Annotated in this window: 15 protein-coding genes; 7 read left to right on the top strand and 8 right to left on the bottom strand. The window is 70.8% G+C overall.

The annotated features are described in order from the left end of the window. Window positions 1-30 precede the first annotated feature (30 nt). The gene (locus OG896_RS11670) at window positions 31-306 is read left to right on the top strand and encodes a DUF397 domain-containing protein (RefSeq protein WP_329364786.1); all 276 of its coding nucleotides are present in this window, start codon (window positions 31-33) and stop codon (window positions 304-306) included. Window positions 307-366: 60 nt separating this feature from the next. Here OG896_RS11670 and OG896_RS11665 read toward each other — a convergent pair whose 3' ends face one another. After that, entirely contained in the window at window positions 367-933 is a 567-nt protein-coding gene (locus OG896_RS11665; protein WP_329364784.1) for a TetR/AcrR family transcriptional regulator, read from the bottom strand. Window positions 934-1,084: 151 nt separating this feature from the next. On the opposite strand from OG896_RS11665, the gene OG896_RS11660 reads away from it, so the two are divergent. Continuing rightward, the gene (locus OG896_RS11660; protein ID WP_329373907.1) at window positions 1,085-2,554 is read left to right on the top strand and encodes a DHA2 family efflux MFS transporter permease subunit; all 1,470 of its coding nucleotides are present in this window, start codon (window positions 1,085-1,087) and stop codon (window positions 2,552-2,554) included. Window positions 2,555-2,823: 269 nt separating this feature from the next. Here the strand turns inward: OG896_RS11660 and OG896_RS11655 are convergent, their stop codons facing one another. Beyond that, window positions 2,824-4,485, bottom strand: coding sequence for a TlrC/CarA/OleB/SrmB family ABC-F type ribosomal protection protein (locus OG896_RS11655; protein WP_329364782.1), 1,662 nt, complete (start codon window positions 4,483-4,485; stop codon window positions 2,824-2,826). Between the two features lie 644 nt (window positions 4,486-5,129). On the opposite strand from OG896_RS11655, the gene OG896_RS11650 reads away from it, so the two are divergent. Continuing rightward, complete coding sequence (locus OG896_RS11650; protein ID WP_329364780.1) at window positions 5,130-5,669, top strand: class IV adenylate cyclase; 540 nt, start codon at window positions 5,130-5,132, stop codon at window positions 5,667-5,669. Window positions 5,670-5,752: 83 nt separating this feature from the next. Here the strand turns inward: OG896_RS11650 and OG896_RS11645 are convergent, their stop codons facing one another. The 6 genes from OG896_RS11645 to OG896_RS11620 all read right to left on the bottom strand — a co-directional run bounded on the left by OG896_RS11645 (window position 5,753) and on the right by OG896_RS11620 (window position 10,898). Further along, a complete protein-coding gene (locus OG896_RS11645) occupies window positions 5,753-6,298 on the bottom strand; it encodes an HAD domain-containing protein (protein ID WP_329364777.1) in 546 nt (181 codons plus the stop codon). A gap of 27 nt (window positions 6,299-6,325) precedes the next feature. Further along, window positions 6,326-6,937, bottom strand: coding sequence for a class I SAM-dependent methyltransferase (locus tag OG896_RS11640; protein WP_329364775.1), 612 nt, complete (start codon window positions 6,935-6,937; stop codon window positions 6,326-6,328). A gap of 58 nt (window positions 6,938-6,995) precedes the next feature. Then, a complete protein-coding gene (locus OG896_RS11635; protein WP_329364773.1) occupies window positions 6,996-7,910 on the bottom strand; it encodes an aminoglycoside phosphotransferase family protein in 915 nt (304 codons plus the stop codon). A gap of 92 nt (window positions 7,911-8,002) precedes the next feature. Then, window positions 8,003-8,752 carry a hypothetical protein gene (locus tag OG896_RS11630; RefSeq protein ID WP_329364770.1) on the bottom strand — a complete coding sequence of 250 codons (750 nt, stop codon included), beginning with the start codon at window positions 8,750-8,752 and terminating at the stop codon, window positions 8,003-8,005. A gap of 173 nt (window positions 8,753-8,925) precedes the next feature. Beyond that, a complete protein-coding gene (locus OG896_RS11625) occupies window positions 8,926-9,555 on the bottom strand; it encodes an HAD-IA family hydrolase (protein ID WP_329364768.1) in 630 nt (209 codons plus the stop codon). Then, window positions 9,552-10,898, bottom strand: coding sequence for a helix-turn-helix domain-containing protein (locus OG896_RS11620; protein ID WP_329364766.1), 1,347 nt, complete (start codon window positions 10,896-10,898; stop codon window positions 9,552-9,554). Before OG896_RS11620 ends, OG896_RS11625 begins: the two co-directional genes overlap by 4 nt. A gap of 346 nt (window positions 10,899-11,244) precedes the next feature. On the opposite strand from OG896_RS11620, the gene OG896_RS11615 reads away from it, so the two are divergent. From OG896_RS11615 to OG896_RS11600, 4 genes are all read left to right on the top strand, one after another. Then, complete coding sequence (locus OG896_RS11615; protein WP_329364763.1) at window positions 11,245-11,823, top strand: toll/interleukin-1 receptor domain-containing protein; 579 nt, start codon at window positions 11,245-11,247, stop codon at window positions 11,821-11,823. Between the two features lie 162 nt (window positions 11,824-11,985). Continuing rightward, window positions 11,986-13,425: a TIR domain-containing protein gene (locus OG896_RS11610; protein ID WP_329364761.1), complete on the top strand. Its 1,440-nt coding sequence runs from the start codon at window positions 11,986-11,988 to the stop codon at window positions 13,423-13,425. Next, window positions 13,422-15,233: an SPFH domain-containing protein gene (locus tag OG896_RS11605; RefSeq protein ID WP_329364760.1), complete on the top strand. Its 1,812-nt coding sequence runs from the start codon at window positions 13,422-13,424 to the stop codon at window positions 15,231-15,233. The genes OG896_RS11610 and OG896_RS11605 overlap by 4 nt, the downstream gene beginning before the upstream one ends. A gap of 106 nt (window positions 15,234-15,339) precedes the next feature. Further along, entirely contained in the window at window positions 15,340-16,524 is a 1,185-nt protein-coding gene (locus OG896_RS11600) for a DUF2332 domain-containing protein (RefSeq protein WP_329364758.1), read from the top strand. Window positions 16,525-16,561: the final 37 nt, after the last annotated feature.

The following is a 16,561-nucleotide window of genomic DNA, read 5'->3' as shown; positions in this document are numbered from 1 at the left end:
GTCCCGGCCCACCCGCGGAGGAGCGTACGCATGCACACGGAACGGGAGTTGAGTCGCGCCGAATGGCGTAAGTCGTCCCACAGCAACGGCAACGGCGGCAGTTGCGTCGAAGCCGCGGCCGTATGGCGGAAGTCCTCCCACAGCAACGGGGACGGCGGCTCGTGCGTCGAGTTCGCTCCGCACGCCGACGGGGTCGTCCCCGTGCGTGACTCGAAGGACCCGGACGGCCCGCAGCTGACGTTCACCGCCGCCGCGTGGACCTCGTTCGTGGACGCCGTCCGCGCGGGCGAACTCCCCACCGTCTGATCTGGTCCTGGTGGAAGCGGAGCGTCGTCCGGCCCCGGCCTGCTGCCGACCGGGTCGGGGTCACAGCAATCGGTCGACCAGCCCGTCGACGTATTCCGGGGTGAGCGGCACGATGCCGAACAGGACGCGGATGTACATCGGGGCCAGGATGTGGTCCAGCACGGTGAACGCGTCGGGTGCCTGTTCGCCACGGTCGTGGGCGCGATCGAGCATGGACTGCAGTTGACGGGTGCGTTCGGCGCGCAGGTCGTCACCGGCCCGCCGGCCCTCTTCACCGTTGTTGGACAGGGCGAAGGCCAGGCGCAGCAGTGCCGGGCCGTCGGGTCCGGTGATCTCGCGGGCCACGTTGGCCGCGTAAGTGTGCAGGTCGCCGGCGAGACTCCCGGTGTCGGGCATCGGTGACTGCGCGTTGAGGCGGGTGAGTGCCACGTCGGTGAGCAGGGTTTCCAGCCTGCCCCACCGGCGGTAGATGCTGCTGTCGGCCACGCCCGCGCGGGCCGCGACGTCGCCGACGGTGAAGTTGCCGTAGCCACGCTCGCTGATCAGGTCGGTGACGGCCTGGTGCACCTCCGCGCCGACACGGGCGCTGCGCCCGCCGGGCCGCCGGGCTTGCTGTCGCTCGCTCATCCCCTCACCTTAACGCAGTCGGGACTTGCGTTTTCGCGGAGCCCTCCCTATAGTCGCCTTAACGCAGGCGAAGACTGCGTTAAGGCGCTCAGGTGTATCGCCCCCCACGTCGACCGTGACCGGGCGCACCTGACGATCGAGAGGAATCCTCATCACCGCATCACATGCGACCGTAGGCAGCCGATCGAACCGGGCCGTGCTGCTCACGGTGACCTGCCTGGGTCAGTTCATGGTCCTGCTCGACAACACGATCGTCGGAGCGGCGCTGCCCGACATGCAGGACCGGCTGCACACGCAGCTGACCGGTCTGCAATGGATCGTCGACGCGTATGTACTGCTGGTCGCCATGCTGCTGCTGTCCGGAGGCATCTTCGCCGACCGGTTCGGCCGCAAGCGGGTGTTCCTGACCGGCGTCGGGGTGTTCACGCTCGCGTCCGTGCTGTGCTCGGTCGCGCCCTCGCTGGGGTGGCTGATCGCCGGAAGGGTCGTGCAGGGCATCGGTGCCGCGGCCCTGAGCCCCGCCTCACTGGCCCTGCTCGTCGCCGCCTATCCCGTGCCGCAGGAACGAGTCAAGGCGATCGGACTGTGGGCCGGATTCAGCGGAATCGGCATGGCCGCGGGCCCCGTGGCCGGCGGCGTGCTGACGGAAGCCTACGGCTGGCCCGCCATCTTCCTGGTGAATCTGCCCATCGGCGGGTTCCTCCTGCTGATCGGCCTGCGCCACCTCGGCGAGTCCCGCAATCCGAGCGCCCCCGCGATCGACATCCCGGGCACGGTGCTGTCCGCCCTGGCGGTGGGGGCGCTGACCTACGGGCTGATCGAGGGCGGTGCCCGCGGCTGGACGTCGCCGGTCATCCTGGGCAGCTTCGCCGCAGGGGTGATGCTCCTCGCCGCCTTCTTCGCCGTCGAAGCGCGCCGCTCCGCTCCGATGCTGCCGCTGCGGCTGTTCCGGCAGCGCCTGTTCACCGTGTCCAACACCGCCATGGTCGTGGTGGGGTTCGCGCTCATGGGCTCGTCGTTCTTCTTCTCCCAGTTCTTCGTGTACGTCCAGGGCAGCTCGATCCTGCGCGCCGGCCTACAGACCCTCCCCGTCTCCCTCGCCATGGTGATCGTCAGCCCGTACGCGGGCCGGATCGCCGCCCGGCGCGGCTTCCGCGTCGTGGTCACCGCCGGCCTGGCCCTGGCCGGCCTGGGACTGCTCGCGCTCGGCACGGTGCACGCCGACACCGGCTACGGGAACGTGTGGTGGCGGCTGGCACTCGTCGGCATCGGCTTCGCCCTGACCCTGTCCCCCCTGACGGGAGCCGCCATCCAAGCCGTCAGCCCGCAGGAAGGCGGCCTCGCGTCAGGCATCAGCAGCACCACCCGGCAGATCGGCGGGGTGCTCGGTGTGGCGGTGCTCGGAGCAGTCGTCCGCACCCGGCAATCCGGCGGCGCCTCCTTCGAGACCGGCCTCGACAGCGCCTTCCTCACCGCCGGCGCCATCACGTTGGCCACCGCCGTGTTCACCGGCCTGTGGCTGGCGCGGTCCACGTCCGCAGAGGGCTCCGCGGCGCCGCGACGTTCCACCGATCCGGGTGCGGTCGCCACCTCGAACGAGGCATCCGCGAACAGCCGTTGACGACAACAGCCGCCTCGGATGGCCGCCGTGCCGAGCCGGGAGCGCCCGCGGCCCAGCCGATGCGTGGTCGGCAGGCCGAGCCCAGCCGACGCGTGGTCGGCTGGGCTCGGCCTGCACTCCCCGGGCCTGGCCTCCCCGGGCCTGCACTCCCCGGGCCTGGCCTCCCCGGGCCTGGCCTCCCCGGGCCTGCACTCCCCGGGCCTGGCCTCCCCGGGCCTGGCCTCACCCACCCCTGACCGAGCGTCACTCCGATTGCGGAGGGCCAACTGTCACGTCGCCGTTGCCTCGGGAGAACAGGGCCGAGGCGGTGCGACGTGGCCGGCGTCCAGTTCCACGTGCCTGCCGGTGAAGCGGGTTCGCATGCGGCGGTCGTGGGTGACGACGACGACCGCGCCTTGGTAGCGGGCCAGGGCTCCTTCCAGTTCTTCGACCAGGACGGGGGAGAGATGGTTGGTCGGCTCGTCCAGCAGCAACAGGTCGACGGGTTCGCTGACGAGTCGGGCCAGTTCGATCCGGCGCCTTTGTCCGTAGGACAGCTCGCCCACCTTCAGGCGCAGGTCGGCAGGGCTGAACAGGCCGAGGGACAGCAGATGGTCGAGGTGCTCGTCCAGTTCGCCTCCGCGGCCGTGGGCGAACGCCTGTGGGATGGTCAGGCCAGGCGGCCACGGTGTCTCCTCCTGCCTCAAGTGCCCGACCCGGCCCCGCGTGCGCACCGTCCCCTCATCGGGCTGCAACTCACCCGCCAGCACCCGCATGAGCGTCGTCTTGCCGGCCCCGTTGGGCCCGGTGACCAACAGCCGCTCCTCGCCGCCGATCCGCAGCGAAGGTACGTGCAGCCGGTCCTCGACACGGATGCCGGTGAGTTCCGCCGCGGCCTGCGACGTCCGACCGTCGGCGGTGGTCATACGAGCGGCGAAGACCAGCGGTTCGGGCGGCGGCGCGACAGGATCGTCCGTCAGCCGTTCGACCCGCTCCTTCGCATTGCGGATACGGACCATCGCCCCGTGACCACGGCCGCGGGCACGGAAGCCGCCGTGGCCGAACACGGCGAACGGCAGCTTGCGAGGCACCGCCTCCAGCCGTGCCACGTTCGTGGCGGCCAGCTTGCGGTTGCGAGCCAGCTCCGCGCACCAGTCCGCGTACTCCTGCAGGCGGCGCCGCCGCTCGGCGGCCTTGGCGGCAAGGTAGCCGTTGTAGCCGTCGCCGTGACGCGTCACCTTGCCCTCGCCGATCTCCAGGATCGTGGTGGTGACCCGTTCCAGGAACACCCGGTCATGGGTGACCGCGAGCACCGTGCCGCGATGCGCCCGCAGGTGCGCCTCCAGCCAGCCCACCGCCTGGTCGTCCAGATCGTTGGTCGGCTCGTCCAGCAGCAACAGTTCCGGCTGGGACGCCAAGGTCGCGGCCAGCGCCAGCCGTGATCGCTCACCGCCCGACAGCGTGCCCAGGGCCCGATCCCGAGCCAGACCCGGCAGGCCGAGCCCGTGCAGGGCGACGTCCACCCGGGCATCGGCCTCGTAGCCGGCGCGCGCCTCGTACTGGGCGACCGTTTGGGCGTAGGCGTCCAGCGCGGCGGTGAGCTCCGCCCCCGCCAAGCCCTTGAGTCCGGCTTCGGCGTGGTGCATCCGCGCTTCGAGTTCACGCAGGTCGGCAAGAGCCATGTCCACCGCGTCCTGGACGGTGGCCTCGGGGGGCAGGGCCAACGACTGGGCCAGATAGCCCGAGCCGCCCGGTGCGATCACGGTCAGTTCGCCGTTGTCCGGCCGGTCCTGCCCGGCGATCAGTCGCAACAGGGTTGATTTTCCGGCTCCGTTGTCGCCGATGATGCCGGCCCTCTCGCCCGGCTTGATGCTGAAGGACACGTCGTCCAGCACGACGTGGTCGTCGTAGCGGCGGGTGACGTTCTGAAGAGATAGCTGCGCGGTAAGCATGGATTCCCCTGTTCTCGGCCGGGCCGATCGGCACGGGTGGACGGACGCCTCCGCGCACGCCGGAAACACTCCGCGGTAGGCCGGACAGACGGCATCACGGGAGGAACGGAAGCACGGATGAGAACGCGCGACGACGGAGCCAAGCTCAACGCGGCCGCACGGGGGATATCACAGAGAACCCATGCGCAGCACCATAGGAGTTAGTCCATGGGGCTGCAAGCCGTTTTTTCCGGTGAGGTGGCAAAAGGTGCGGCAGAGGCGGGGCGAATCCCCGCGGTGGACCGGCGACGACGAGTACGCCTACGCCTACGGCCCGGGCGCGGACGGCAACCGGCGCGGACGGCACGGGAGGCCGGATGGCGGGCCAACTCGGTCGCCGACTGCCCCGACCAGCGTGCCGCCCCGCCGGCCGTACGCGAGTTCGTCCGGCGGACGCGCGAGGTACGCGGCGTCGCCGCGTGAACGTACGGCGCGGAACCCTCGGGTGGGGAGGTCAGCGGGGCCCGGGTCGCGCGGGCGAACTCCCCACCGTCCGACCGTTGCTCGGGCAGGCGGTCGCCGCGGTCATCTCTGGAGAGGCAACGCTGAAAAAGCGCACTGTGGTGTTCTGGGTGCTCCGCCCCGATCCACAGGAGGTCATGCGTATGGGTACGACGGCGATCGAGTTCGAGGCGAAGCTCCTCGGCATCGACCCCGAGGAAATCCGCACCAGGCTGCTGGAAGCCGGTGCCGAGCACGCCGGGGACCGGCTTCAGCGGCGCTACGTCTACGACATCCCGGGCAGGTCCGGGGCGTGGGTGCGGCTGCGGGACAACGGGGAGACCGCGACGTTGTGCGTGAAGGAGATCCTGAGCGACGCGATCGACGGGGTCCGGGAGACCGAGACGGCCGTGAGCGACTTCGACGCCACGCACGCCATTCTCGGCAAGCTGGGCTACCTGCCGAAGGCGTACCAGGAGAACCGGCGGTCGTCCTGGACGGTGCTCGGCGCGTCGGTCGAGCTCGACCACTGGCCGCGCATCCCTCCCTACCTGGAGATCGAGGGGACCAGCGGCGACCACGTCCACCGCGTGGCCGAGGCCCTCGGGCTGCCCGTGGACGAACTCACCAGCGAGAACACGACCGCCGTCTACCGCCGGTACGGCATCGACATCGAGTCGATCCCCCGGCTCACCTTCGAGTGAGGGAGGCAGCCCCGTGGCCTTCTGTTGTCGGACAGCCGGAGATCAGCAATGGTCACCGGCTGTCCGACCCCGAGTTCGGACACTCAGGCCGCTTCGGTGGCCGCGGTGATGTCGGCAGCCCATTCCAGCGCGGTGAAGACGTGTTCGGGCTGAAGACCGACGTGGTGTTCGGGCTGGATCAGCAGGGTCGCGTGCCCGGCCGCGGTGCGGTCGGCGGCCCACTCGTGGTCCAGCGCGGTGAAGTCGTCGTCGATCCACGCGGCCGGTGCGATGCCGAGACAGGTGTCGACGTGGTCGCGCTTCCACAGGTAGCCGTCGGGGTGGCTGGTGGTGATCGGCAGCCGGGGCAGGTCGATGTACTCGAAGACCGGCAGGCCCAGCAGCGGGCCGATCACACCGGGCGCGTCCGCGCGCCAGCTGGTGCACCACACCGGGCGGATGAGGCCAGTGGCGATGGCGTCGGTGATCATCGGGCCGTGGTGGTGGTTGAGCCAGACCGTGACCGGGTCGGGACGGCCGGTCATGCGGACCTGGTGGCGGGTGTGGGTGGCTGGGGTGGTTTTGTCCTGCGCGGGGAACGGGACGAGGACGCCGTCTATGTCCAGCAGCAGGTACGGGATCTGGTGCACGGTGCCTCCCGGAAGGTGGGTCGGCCGTCAGGGTTTGCGCGCGGTGATGAGCAGGGTGGTGGGCCAGGGGGCGTCGGCGGGCGCGAACAGGTCCTGCGTACCGGTGACCAGCAGGCCCGCCCGGTTCAGGGCGCGGGCCCAGGCTCCGGGGTCGATGTCCCAGTGCTGGACGCTGCCGGTGGTCCCGTTCGGGAGCGTCACCTCGGTCAGGGTGCGCGCGGTGGCGGGCAGGGCGCCGGTGCGGTGCGGGTGCGCTACGGCGAAGGCCAGGACTCCGCGCCGGGCCAGGCGGCGTGAGCACAGGGCGAGGATCTGGGAGGGTTCGGTGGTGCCGATCGCGCCGAAGACCGAGACGATCGCGTCCAGGCGGGTGGCGCTGCGGGTGAGATGGAGCGTCGCTCCGGCGCGAACGAACCGGGCGCCGGTGTGGCCGTAGTGGGCTCTGGCACGGCGGATCTGCCCGGCTGAGCGGTCCACGCCGGTGACGATCGCCCCCGCAGCCGCCAGATGGGCGCTGTTGCGGCCCGCGCCGCAACCCAGTTCCACGATCCGGCGGTCGCTCAGATCACCGCCCAGGATCTCGGCCCCGGGACCGATGCCGGGCCGCTGGGTCCACTCCAACCGCTGTGGCGCTGCCAAAGGCCCTGGAGGGCTGTCCGCCGGCTTCGAAGCCGCGTGGGCGTCCCAGGTTTCCATCTCATGGTTCCAGGAGCCGTGCGGCGCTGTGGAGGTGGCGGCGGACCACCGTGATGTACGCCTCGTCCGAGGTCGGGTCGTTGATCCAGCGCAGGGCCTGCTCCATGAACCACTCGATCGCCCAGACGCGGTGCCATCCCAGTGCCCACGCCTGCGGGGCCAGGCCGCCTCGCGTGGACAGCGCGCAGCGGTTGCCGCCCGCCACGACGTAGGTCTCGATGAAGGCGCGCAGCCGGTCGGGGTCGGCGTTGTCGATCGTGCCGTGCCAGGACGCGAGGTCGAGCAGGCCGGGGCCGTTGAAGGTGCGGGCGAAGTCCAGCAGATGCCAGCCGTCGGCTTTGATGTGGAGGCTGGTGGGGTGGAACTCGGAGTGCACCCAGCCCCACGGGGCGACGGTGGTGCCCTCGGCCCGCTTGGCGGCGGCACCGTTCAGCGCGTGCAGCATCTCGGCGATGTCCTCGGTGCCCTCGGTCCACCGGCCGGCCTCCCGCAGATGCCGCAGATGGCCCAAGGCCAAGCCTGGCAGAGCAGCCAGGGCGTCTTCGTCGAGAGCGGGCACCAGTGTGCTCGGTGCGGCGGCGTGCAGGGTGACCGCGGCCGTGACGCCGTCCGCGTCCTGGGCCTCGCGGACGGGCTCGCCCAGGTCCTCGATCACCATGCCCAGAACCCCGTCGCGGACCAGCGAGCCGGCGATGTCCGGCACCGGGATACCGGCGGTCGCGGCGGCGCGCAGGAACCGGTCCTCGGCCGTGAACGGCTCGGCGGCGTACTTGTAGATCGCGGTGGCGCCGTCGGGGAAGGTCAGGCGTTCGACCCCGGAAAGGGACCACACGCGGATCGGGCTGCGAGTCGGGGTCGGGCTGCCGGCGGCCGAGCAGACGGCGGCCAGGAGGTCAGTGATGTGCTGGGTGTCCACGAGCGTGCTCCGAACGTGCGAGACGGGAAAGGGCAGTTGGGGTGCGGGGCGGCGGCGCCTGCCGCCCCGCACCGGTGGGCCGACGTGACGGATCAGGCGGCGGTCACGCGGTACGACTCGATCTGCTCGATCCACTCGGACTTCATCCCGGCCAATTCCACCGCGAAGTCGGCCATGGAGGTGCCGTAGGCGGCGACGACGCCGCCGGACTGGTCGGGGACGGACTGGCAGCCGTGCACCAGCCGGCCGCCGAGCGCGGTGTGGGCCTTGATGCCCTCGATGCGGCGGTACTCGTTGAACCAGCCGCCGTGGTAGACCTCGTCGAGCATCTGGCCGTCGGTCTCGCTGAGGTCGAAGACGACCCCGGTGGCGGAGGGGAAGAACCAGCAGGGGCCGACGTTGGAGATGTGTCCGTCCAGCTCGACCTTGTTCAGGGCCATCAGCGTCGCGGCCTGCCGCAGCATCGCGAGGTGGCCGGCGGTGAAGTCCGGCAGGCCGAGGGTGACCAGGTGCTCGTCACGGAACAGGTAGGAGTACACCTGCCAGGCGATGGCCAGGACCTCGCCGGCGTCGCCGGTGGAGCGGGCGTGGTCCTTGATGAAGTCCAGTGCCATCTGCTCGACGGCCGCGGTCTCGGTCTCGTCCGCGGCCAGCAGCCCGTCCCTGACGGTCTGCCAGTCGATCACGAGCCAGGAGCTGATCTCGAAGCGGAAGAAATACTCCGCAGGGTCGATGGTGATACGCGTGCCGTCCACGGTGATGCCGGGCAGGCGGTTCCAGCGCGGGTCGAACGCCTCGGGCAGTTCGACCGTGATCGTGGTCGTGTCGACGGTGGTGGTCACCTGTGTCTCCGATCCGGGTGGGCACCCCCAGCAGGGGTGCTGTGCGGCTTGGGCCGCCGCCCCGGAGCGGGGAACCCTGTCTGCTCCGAGGCGGCGGGAGAACCACCATCGCGCCCCGGCCGGGTCCGTATCCGCAGCCGGACTGCGGCCCCGCAACCCGGCTGCGGATGGGTCTAGACCTCGTGGGTGAGCCGCAGCCCGAGGGCGGCTTCCATCTGCGCGATCGTGTCCGCCGGGTCTACCGCCAGGATGGTGGCGACCCCGAGTTCTTCGGCAGGAGGAAGGTTGCGGGCGGTGTCGTCGACGAACACGCAGGCGTCGCCGGGCAGATCCATCAGGCCGAGCATGACCGCATACAGTTCCGGGTCGGGCTTGCGCAGTTGGTAGTCCTCGGAGATCAGCACCGTGTCGTAGTTCGCGGCCAGGTCGTAGCCTGCGTAGACGTCATACGGACCGGTGCCCAGGCTGTTGGAGAAGATCCCGACCTTGACTCCGGCCGCACGGGCCGCTTGGGAAGCGGCGATCACCGTCGGCTCCGGGTGCAGGTCTTCCAGCACGCGCCCGAGGAGATTGGCGCCGTCGATCCCCAGCAGTGCGGCTGTCCGCTCGTTCCACTGGATCTGGGTGATCGCCCCGCGTTCCAGGTCCGCGTACAAGGCCGCGCCTTGCGGGTCCTTGGCGATGACCGACAAGAACGTGCCTTCCGGCAGGCCGGCCCGCCGGTCGAAGGCCAGTGCGCACGCGGCCACGCTGGTGGTCAGCACCCCACCGAAGTCGAGGATCAGCCCCGTGCGGCCCTTCACGCTGCACTCCCAATGGCCTTCAGCAGGGTCCTGGTGTCGATCAGGTGCTCGCTCAGGCTCCGCGTTCCCGCGGTCTTGTTGTCCCGCAAGGTCCGGTGCAGGTCGGTGACCCGCCGCAGCGTCCCCCGGTGCTGGACCTGCTCGACCAAGTCCAGGGCCGCGTGGCCGTCTTCGCATGCCTGCTCGACGTGGCCGGCCCCGGCATGTGCCTCCGCGCGGGAGATGAACGCGGTGCAGCGGTGCCGCAGCATCTCCGGCGACAGCCGCACGAGCGCCTGGTCCAGCGACGGCAGCGCCTCATCGAAGCGGCCCAGCCGCGCCAGGTCACTGCCCTCGTAGGCATCCGCTTTGGACAGGTCGAACCAGGCGATGCCGCCCCACCGTTCGTCATCCATGGACCCGGACAACAGTGTGCGCGACGCCTCCATCGAAGACCGGAAGCCGTACTCGTCGCCGGTGGAGGAGTACATCTCCGAGGCGACCGCGTTCGTCCACGCCCGCATCCGCACCGACGCCCCCCGCTTGGCGGCCTCCACCGCGGCCAGCGCGTAGTCCAGCCCGCCCTCCGGATCGCCACCGTAGGAGGTGCCGAATGCCCGGCCGGCCAGGATCAGCGCGGACAACTCTGCGCTGCCGATCTCCTTCGCGATCCGGAACCCCAAGTCCATGTAGGCGTCGGCCTGTTCCTGGTCACCCAGGTCCAGTGACAGCAGGACGGCAGCCAGCGACGCCATCTCGACCATATGGGCCAGCAGCGAGTTCCGCAGACGAGCCGGTTGGGTCTTCGGTTTGAGCGAGGTCACCAACTGGAGCTGGCCATGGGCGACCGGGACGAGGGTGGAGGCCGGGAAGGACTTGTACGACCGGCGGTAGCTGGCGCCGATCGACCGCAACTCGTCCACAGTCGCCTGGTCCACGGCGCCACCAGCCGGTCGGCTGACCTGGGCCTGAGCGTCCGGGGAGAGCCCGGCGACGGCACCGGTCAGACCTGCCAGGGAGCCGAGGGTGAAAGTACGTCGACGCACAATCTCAGAACTTTCCGGATCGGGCGCAGTCGCGCGGGGGGAAGGCGGAGAAAGCAGATGTGATCTGGACGACTGTGCTATCACAGCAGCTCCGGCGTACCGAACGTCGAACGCCAGCACGTAATCGACAGCCAGCCCCAACACCTGAGCGATCCGTTCCGCCAAGCCCACACTGTCCAGCGCGATCACGCCACGCTCCACCTGCGACACCCAGGACTCCGAACGGCCGATTCGCTCCGCGAGATCCCTCTGGTGCCAGCCCTTGCGACGGCGCCCCTTCTCGATCCGTCCACCGATCGTACTGTCGATGCCCGCCACAGGACGCCCCCAGACGCCGTGATTACTCCACCACGTAGAGCAACCGTACTCACGACGGCATGCCGCCGGCAGCGGAACGACCCGCCTCCATCCGAGTGGAGAGGGCGTCTACATGGAAGGGCGCCGAGGTGCGGCGGCTGATGCGAGAGCACGGCGCCGCTGCGTGAGCTGCCGACACCCCGGGTTCGCTCAGCGAGCCGATGGGGCAGAACCAGGGTCGGCGGCCTGCGGGGTGGGGGACGGGTGGACGAGGGCGGGGCGAGGCGGCGGAGATGGGGCGGCGCCGTGCGGGAAAGGGTGGCGCTTTTCGCGGTCGGGCCGAGGGCCACTCCAGTACGCTCGGCTGATGGCTTGGGCGAATCTGCTCGTAGCGGTTGCCGCGATGGCAACTGGCGTGGTGGCGACGTATTTCACCTACGTCACCCTCAGGGGTCAAATACGGCGCCGCCATGATCCCCCGGCGGCGCCGGCGGTTGACGGTTCCGCGCCCTCCTCCGAACCCGCACCTTCCTCTTACGACGTGTTCATCTCGTACGCCGAGGCGGACGAGCCGCACGCCGTCCGGTTGGCCGAAAAACTTCGCCTCCGCGGGATTCGGATCTTCCTGGCGAAGTGGATCGGCCCCGGGCTGGTGGAAATCCTGGAGAAGGAGCGCGCGCTGCTGGGTTCGGCGAATGGCGTACTGATCTTCAGCAGGGCGACGACGGGTGATCCGCGGATCATGGACGAATACGCCGCACTGCTCCAGCGGGTGCACTCCGGGGCGCGCAGGTTCGTCCCGGTGCTGGCCGAGCCGGTGGAACTGCCGCCCTTCGCACGGATTCGGGTGCCGTTGGACCTGGCGTGCGGCGACGCCGAGTACGAGACGCGGGTGGACCTGCTGGTCCGTGCGCTGCGGCCGACCGAACTGGGCGCGGGCTCCTGACCGTTCGGCCGAGGGCGTGCGCCGGCGCGGTGGACGAGTGGCGGCGCCTGCCGAACTCCACCGCTGAATTTCCTTTGGGAACCGCCGGGTTGCTGGATTTCCTCCTACCATGGAGGAGGAGGGCGGGCAGGATTGCGGCGTAGCGGGCAGGGGGGCGGCCGAGTGATCGACGTGTTCATTTCCCACGCGCCGGGTGACAGCGAATGGGCCGAAGGGTTCGCCAAGCGGCTGAACCGGCCCGACATCCGGATCTTCCTCGATCGATGGAGTCTGGACTTCGGCGACGTGCTGGTCCACCGACTCGACGCGGCGATTCGCAGCGCCTCCCACGGAATAGCGATCATCAGCCCGGAATCCGTCGGCTCACCGCGCGTCATGGAGGAGTACGCCGCCCTCGCCCACGCCTCCGCGGAACGCCAACTCCGTTTCATTCCCCTACTGATAGGCGACGTGGCACTTCCGCCGTTCGCCGCCAACCGCGTCTGGCGCGACTTCCGCGAGATCACCGATCACCAGTACGACGAGAAAGTCGACGAGATCGCCGCCGTCATCCTGGGCGAGGCCGCGCCCGACCGGGTGGCGGCAGCCGAGGAGAACCTCGCGGCGTCCCAACCGGCGCCGCCGCGCCCGCTCACCGAACCGCCCGAGCACTCCTTCGTGGTCTGCTACGCGGGCGCCGACGCCGAGTACGCCGGGGAACTCGTGCGGCAACTCCGCGCCGGCGGGCTGCCGGTGTGGTCGATCGGCGACTTACGCCCCGGCGACGCCCACTTCTGGACGGTCCGCCGGCAACTGCGGTACGCGGTGGGGATCGTCGTCCTGATGTCGCCCCAGTCGCAGGACTCCGACGACGTGACCCGGATGATCCTCGAAGGGCAGCAGCACGGGCGCCCGTTCGTGCCGATCCTGCTGCACGGTGAGCGCAACTTCCACCTGGCCAACACGTGGTACGTCGACGCGCGGGACGGCCGGCTGCTCGGCGAGGGCGAACTGGCCCTGCTGGAACGGCTGGTGGCCGCCGGGCCGGACGGCGGTGCGCCGGACGGTCCCGACGTGGACCCGGTGGCCGTCCTCCCGCAGCCACCGACCCGGCCTTCGGTGCGGGCCGTGCGCGTGCCGGCGGCCACCGGACTCAGCCGCCTGGACACGTACCTGGCGGAGAAGGAGTACACCCACGCCGACCTGCTGACCACCTCGCTGCTGCTGGAGGCCGCGAACCGGGCCGGCGACGGCTGGCTCCGCGCGCGGGACGCCCACGCCCTCCCGGCGGAGCTGCTGGCCGGGGTCGACGCCGTGTGGGCCCGCCACTCCCACGACCGGCAGGGGCTGCGGGTCCAACGCGGCCTCGCGCGGGTCCGCAGGGGACGGCACGCGGAGTTCCTGAACCTGTCGGTGGCGTGCGGCTGGCGGCGGGCGGTCGACGACGTCGTGCCGGCCGGCTACCAGGAGTTCGCCGACCGCGCCGGGCCCGGCCGCCGCGCCGGCTTCTTCCCGACGCTCCGCAATCCGCAGAACGAGCACTTCGCCGACTGGTACGACCAGTGGAGCGCCACAGCGCTGGCGGTACACCTACGCCTGGACGAACGGGGAACCCTGCAATGATCACGACGATCGTCATCCTCGTGCTCCTGGCCGCGGGCGCCGGGTATGTCGGCGTGATCGGGCGCGTGGTGGTACCGCCCGGCCATGTCGGCATCGTCCGGCGGCGGTTCGGCCCGTCCGATCCCGTGTTCAGGCGGGTCACCCCGTACGACAAGCGGGGCCTCCAGGCGCGGGTGCTGCCCACCAACGGCTCCAGCTGGCTCGTCCCGGGTCTGTACACGGTGGAGATCGTGCCCAGGGTGGACATCCCGGAGGGCAGCATCGGCGTGGTCACGGCGGTGGAGGGCCGCAGCCGTCCGGCCGGCCAGCCGCTCGCGCGGCAGGTGGAGTGCGACAACTTCCAGGACGGGCCGGGGTTCCTGCTCGGCGGCGGTGAGCAGGGCCGGCAGGCCAACACGCTGGCGGGCGGCCAGTCGTACTACATCAACACCATGCTCTTCACCGTGGAGACCGAGCCGCGCACGTACGTACCCCCCGGCACGGTGGGCGTGGTGGAGGCCAGGGCGGGCGGCATCCGGCCGCCGCACCGGCCGTTCGGCAGGCACGTGGAGTGCAACAGCTTCCAGGACGGACACGCGTTCCTGTCCGGTGGCGGCGAGCAGGGCCGGCAACTGGCGATCCTCGGCGGCGGTGCCTACTACGACATCAACCCGGCCCTGTTCAAGGTGACCACCGTCGCCAACGTGCGGGAGTCCCGCGACGGCCTCACCGTCGAGAGCCTCCAGGAGATCGCCATCCCGATCGGTGCGACCGGGGTGGTGGTCACCCTCGACGGCGCCGAACCCCCGCGGGACGGTGCGGCGGAGACCGTGGCGCCGCGGGTGGAGGGGCACGGCAGCTTCCGGCTGCCGTGGGTGTTCCTGGCGGCCGGGGGCCGCCGCGGTGTGCAGCAGGAGACGCTCGGCGAAGGCGCCGTCTGCGCGCTCAACCCCTGGTTCGTCAGGGTCATGCTGATCCCGACCCGGCTGCTGATCCTGGAGTGGACCAAGAAGACCGGCGCGGAGGCGCAGCGCAACTACGACGCCGAACTCGAACAGATCACCGTGACCATCCAGGGCCACCGGGTCAACGTCGAGATGAAGCAGAGCCTCCAGATCCCGGAGAAGGCCGCGCCGGTGCTGGTCAGCCAGTTCGGCGGCACCACCTCGGGAATCGGCGGGCTGTCCCACAACCCGGCGCCGGTCCAGCGGTTCGTCGAACGGGTCCTCGGCGCCACCGTGGAGTCCTACTTCAGCGAGATCGCCGCCGCCACCACCATCCAGGAGTTCCTGAGCAGGTACGCCGAGACGCGCACCGACCTCACCGCCCAGGTCCGCAACGCCCTGCTGGTGTGGGGTGTCGAGGCCAAGGGCACCACGCTGGGCGAGTTCCAGCCCGAGGACGCCAGCATGAACGAGGCGATGAAGCGGGAATTCCTCGCCGAGATGAACAACCGTTTCCTGATGGCGAAGTTGGAGGGCGCCGGCACCGCGGACGAGATCGACGAGATCGAGTCGCGGAAGGACCGGAGGCGTGTCGCCATGCAACTGGAGGCGGAGTTGCAGGCCGAGATCGACGCGCTCGGGCCCGAGAACGCGGCGGTCATCCGGATCGTACGGGAGTTCGCCCAGTTCCAGGTCCCCGAGTACATCGGCGGCGGCGACATGGCGGGCCTGGTCCAGGCACTTCCGATGGCGAACATGCGGGACATCCTCGGCAGGCTCCGCGAACTGCGCTCCGACCACCAGGTCGGCCGCGGAACGGCTGCGCCTATGCTCGACCAGAAGGCCGGGTTCCAGGGGGAGGCGGAAGAGGCCGCGTCGGAGTGAGTGCGGGGTGGGCGTCGGTGTCGGTGCCGGTGCCGGTGTTCCACACGGGCACGGACGGGGTGCGGACAGGGCGCGGACGGCGGCGGAGCGGGGCGGGAGCGTTGGCGTGAGTGACCCTCGGCGCGAGGGCGAAGTCGGGCGGCTGCGGCGGCTGTTCGGGGTCTTCGGTGCGATCCAGGGCGCCGGGCGCTCCCCGGTGTACGCGGCGCTCAGCGAAGGCGTCGTGGGTGACGGTGACTTGCTCGCGCTGCTGCTCGACGCGCCGGCGGACCAGCGCCGGCCCAGCCTTCTGTTCGCGGCGGTGAACCTGCTGCTGGCGGGCGGCCGGGGCGCGGAGTTGGCCGCGTACTACCCGATCCACGGGGGGAGCCAGGCGGTCGACGGCCAACTGGTGCCGGTGTTCGTGGCGTTCTGCCGCCGGCATCGTGACGAGCTGGCCCGGCTGCTGTCGGAGCGGTCCACCCAGACGAACGAGATCCGGCGGTGCGTCGCGCTGCGGCTCGGCGTCGATCACGTCCAACGCCATTGGCCGGGGCCGGTGCACCTCGTCGAGGTCGGTGCGAGTGCGGGGTTGAACCTGCTGTTCGACCGCTACGACTACCGGTTCGACGGGGGAGCGGCGACCGGCTGCGACGGTTCGCGGGTCGTGGTGTCGTGCGAGGTGAGGGGTGGGGAGTTGGGCGAGGTGAAGGGGGAGGCGCGGGGCGCGACTGGTGCGGGCTTCTTCCGGGCGGCGCCGCCGATCGTACGGCGGCTCGGTATCGACCAGCACCCGATCGACCTGTCCGACCCCGGCGCCCGGGCCTGGCTGGAGGCGTTCGTCTGGCCCGAGCAGACCGCCGAACTCGCCACCCTGCGCGGCGCCTTCACCCTCGCGGCGGCCACGGCAGCCGCGAGCGTCGTACGGGGCGACGCGACCACGGACACCGCCCGTATCCTCGGCGAACTGCCGGGCCGCGAGCCGGTGGTCGTGTTCACCGCGTCGCTGCTCAGCTATCTCACCGCCCAGGCGCGTACCGCGTTCGTCGCCCAACTCCGGCAGGCCGCCCAACGGCGCCCGGTGGCCTGGGTGTTCGCCGAGGCGCCAGGGCTGCTGGCCACCACCGGACTCGACATCCCCGCCCTGCGCGGCCCCCTCGCCCGCCGCAACACCCTCTACCTGGTCGGCGCGAGCCTGCGCGGAGCCGCCCCGGACCACGACCGCTCCCTCGGCCTCGCCGACCCCTACCTGCGCTGGATCTCCCCGGCCCGCACCCCCGCGGACGACTTCTCCTGGGTCCCCCCGAGCTGACCCGACCCCGCCCCGAACACCCTTGCGGGACAACGGA

The sequence above is a fragment of the Streptomyces sp. NBC_00669 genome (assembly GCF_036226785.1).
Taxonomy (GTDB): Bacteria; Actinomycetota; Actinomycetes; order Streptomycetales; family Streptomycetaceae; genus Actinacidiphila.
This window is presented reverse-complemented; position numbering and strand designations above follow the sequence as displayed.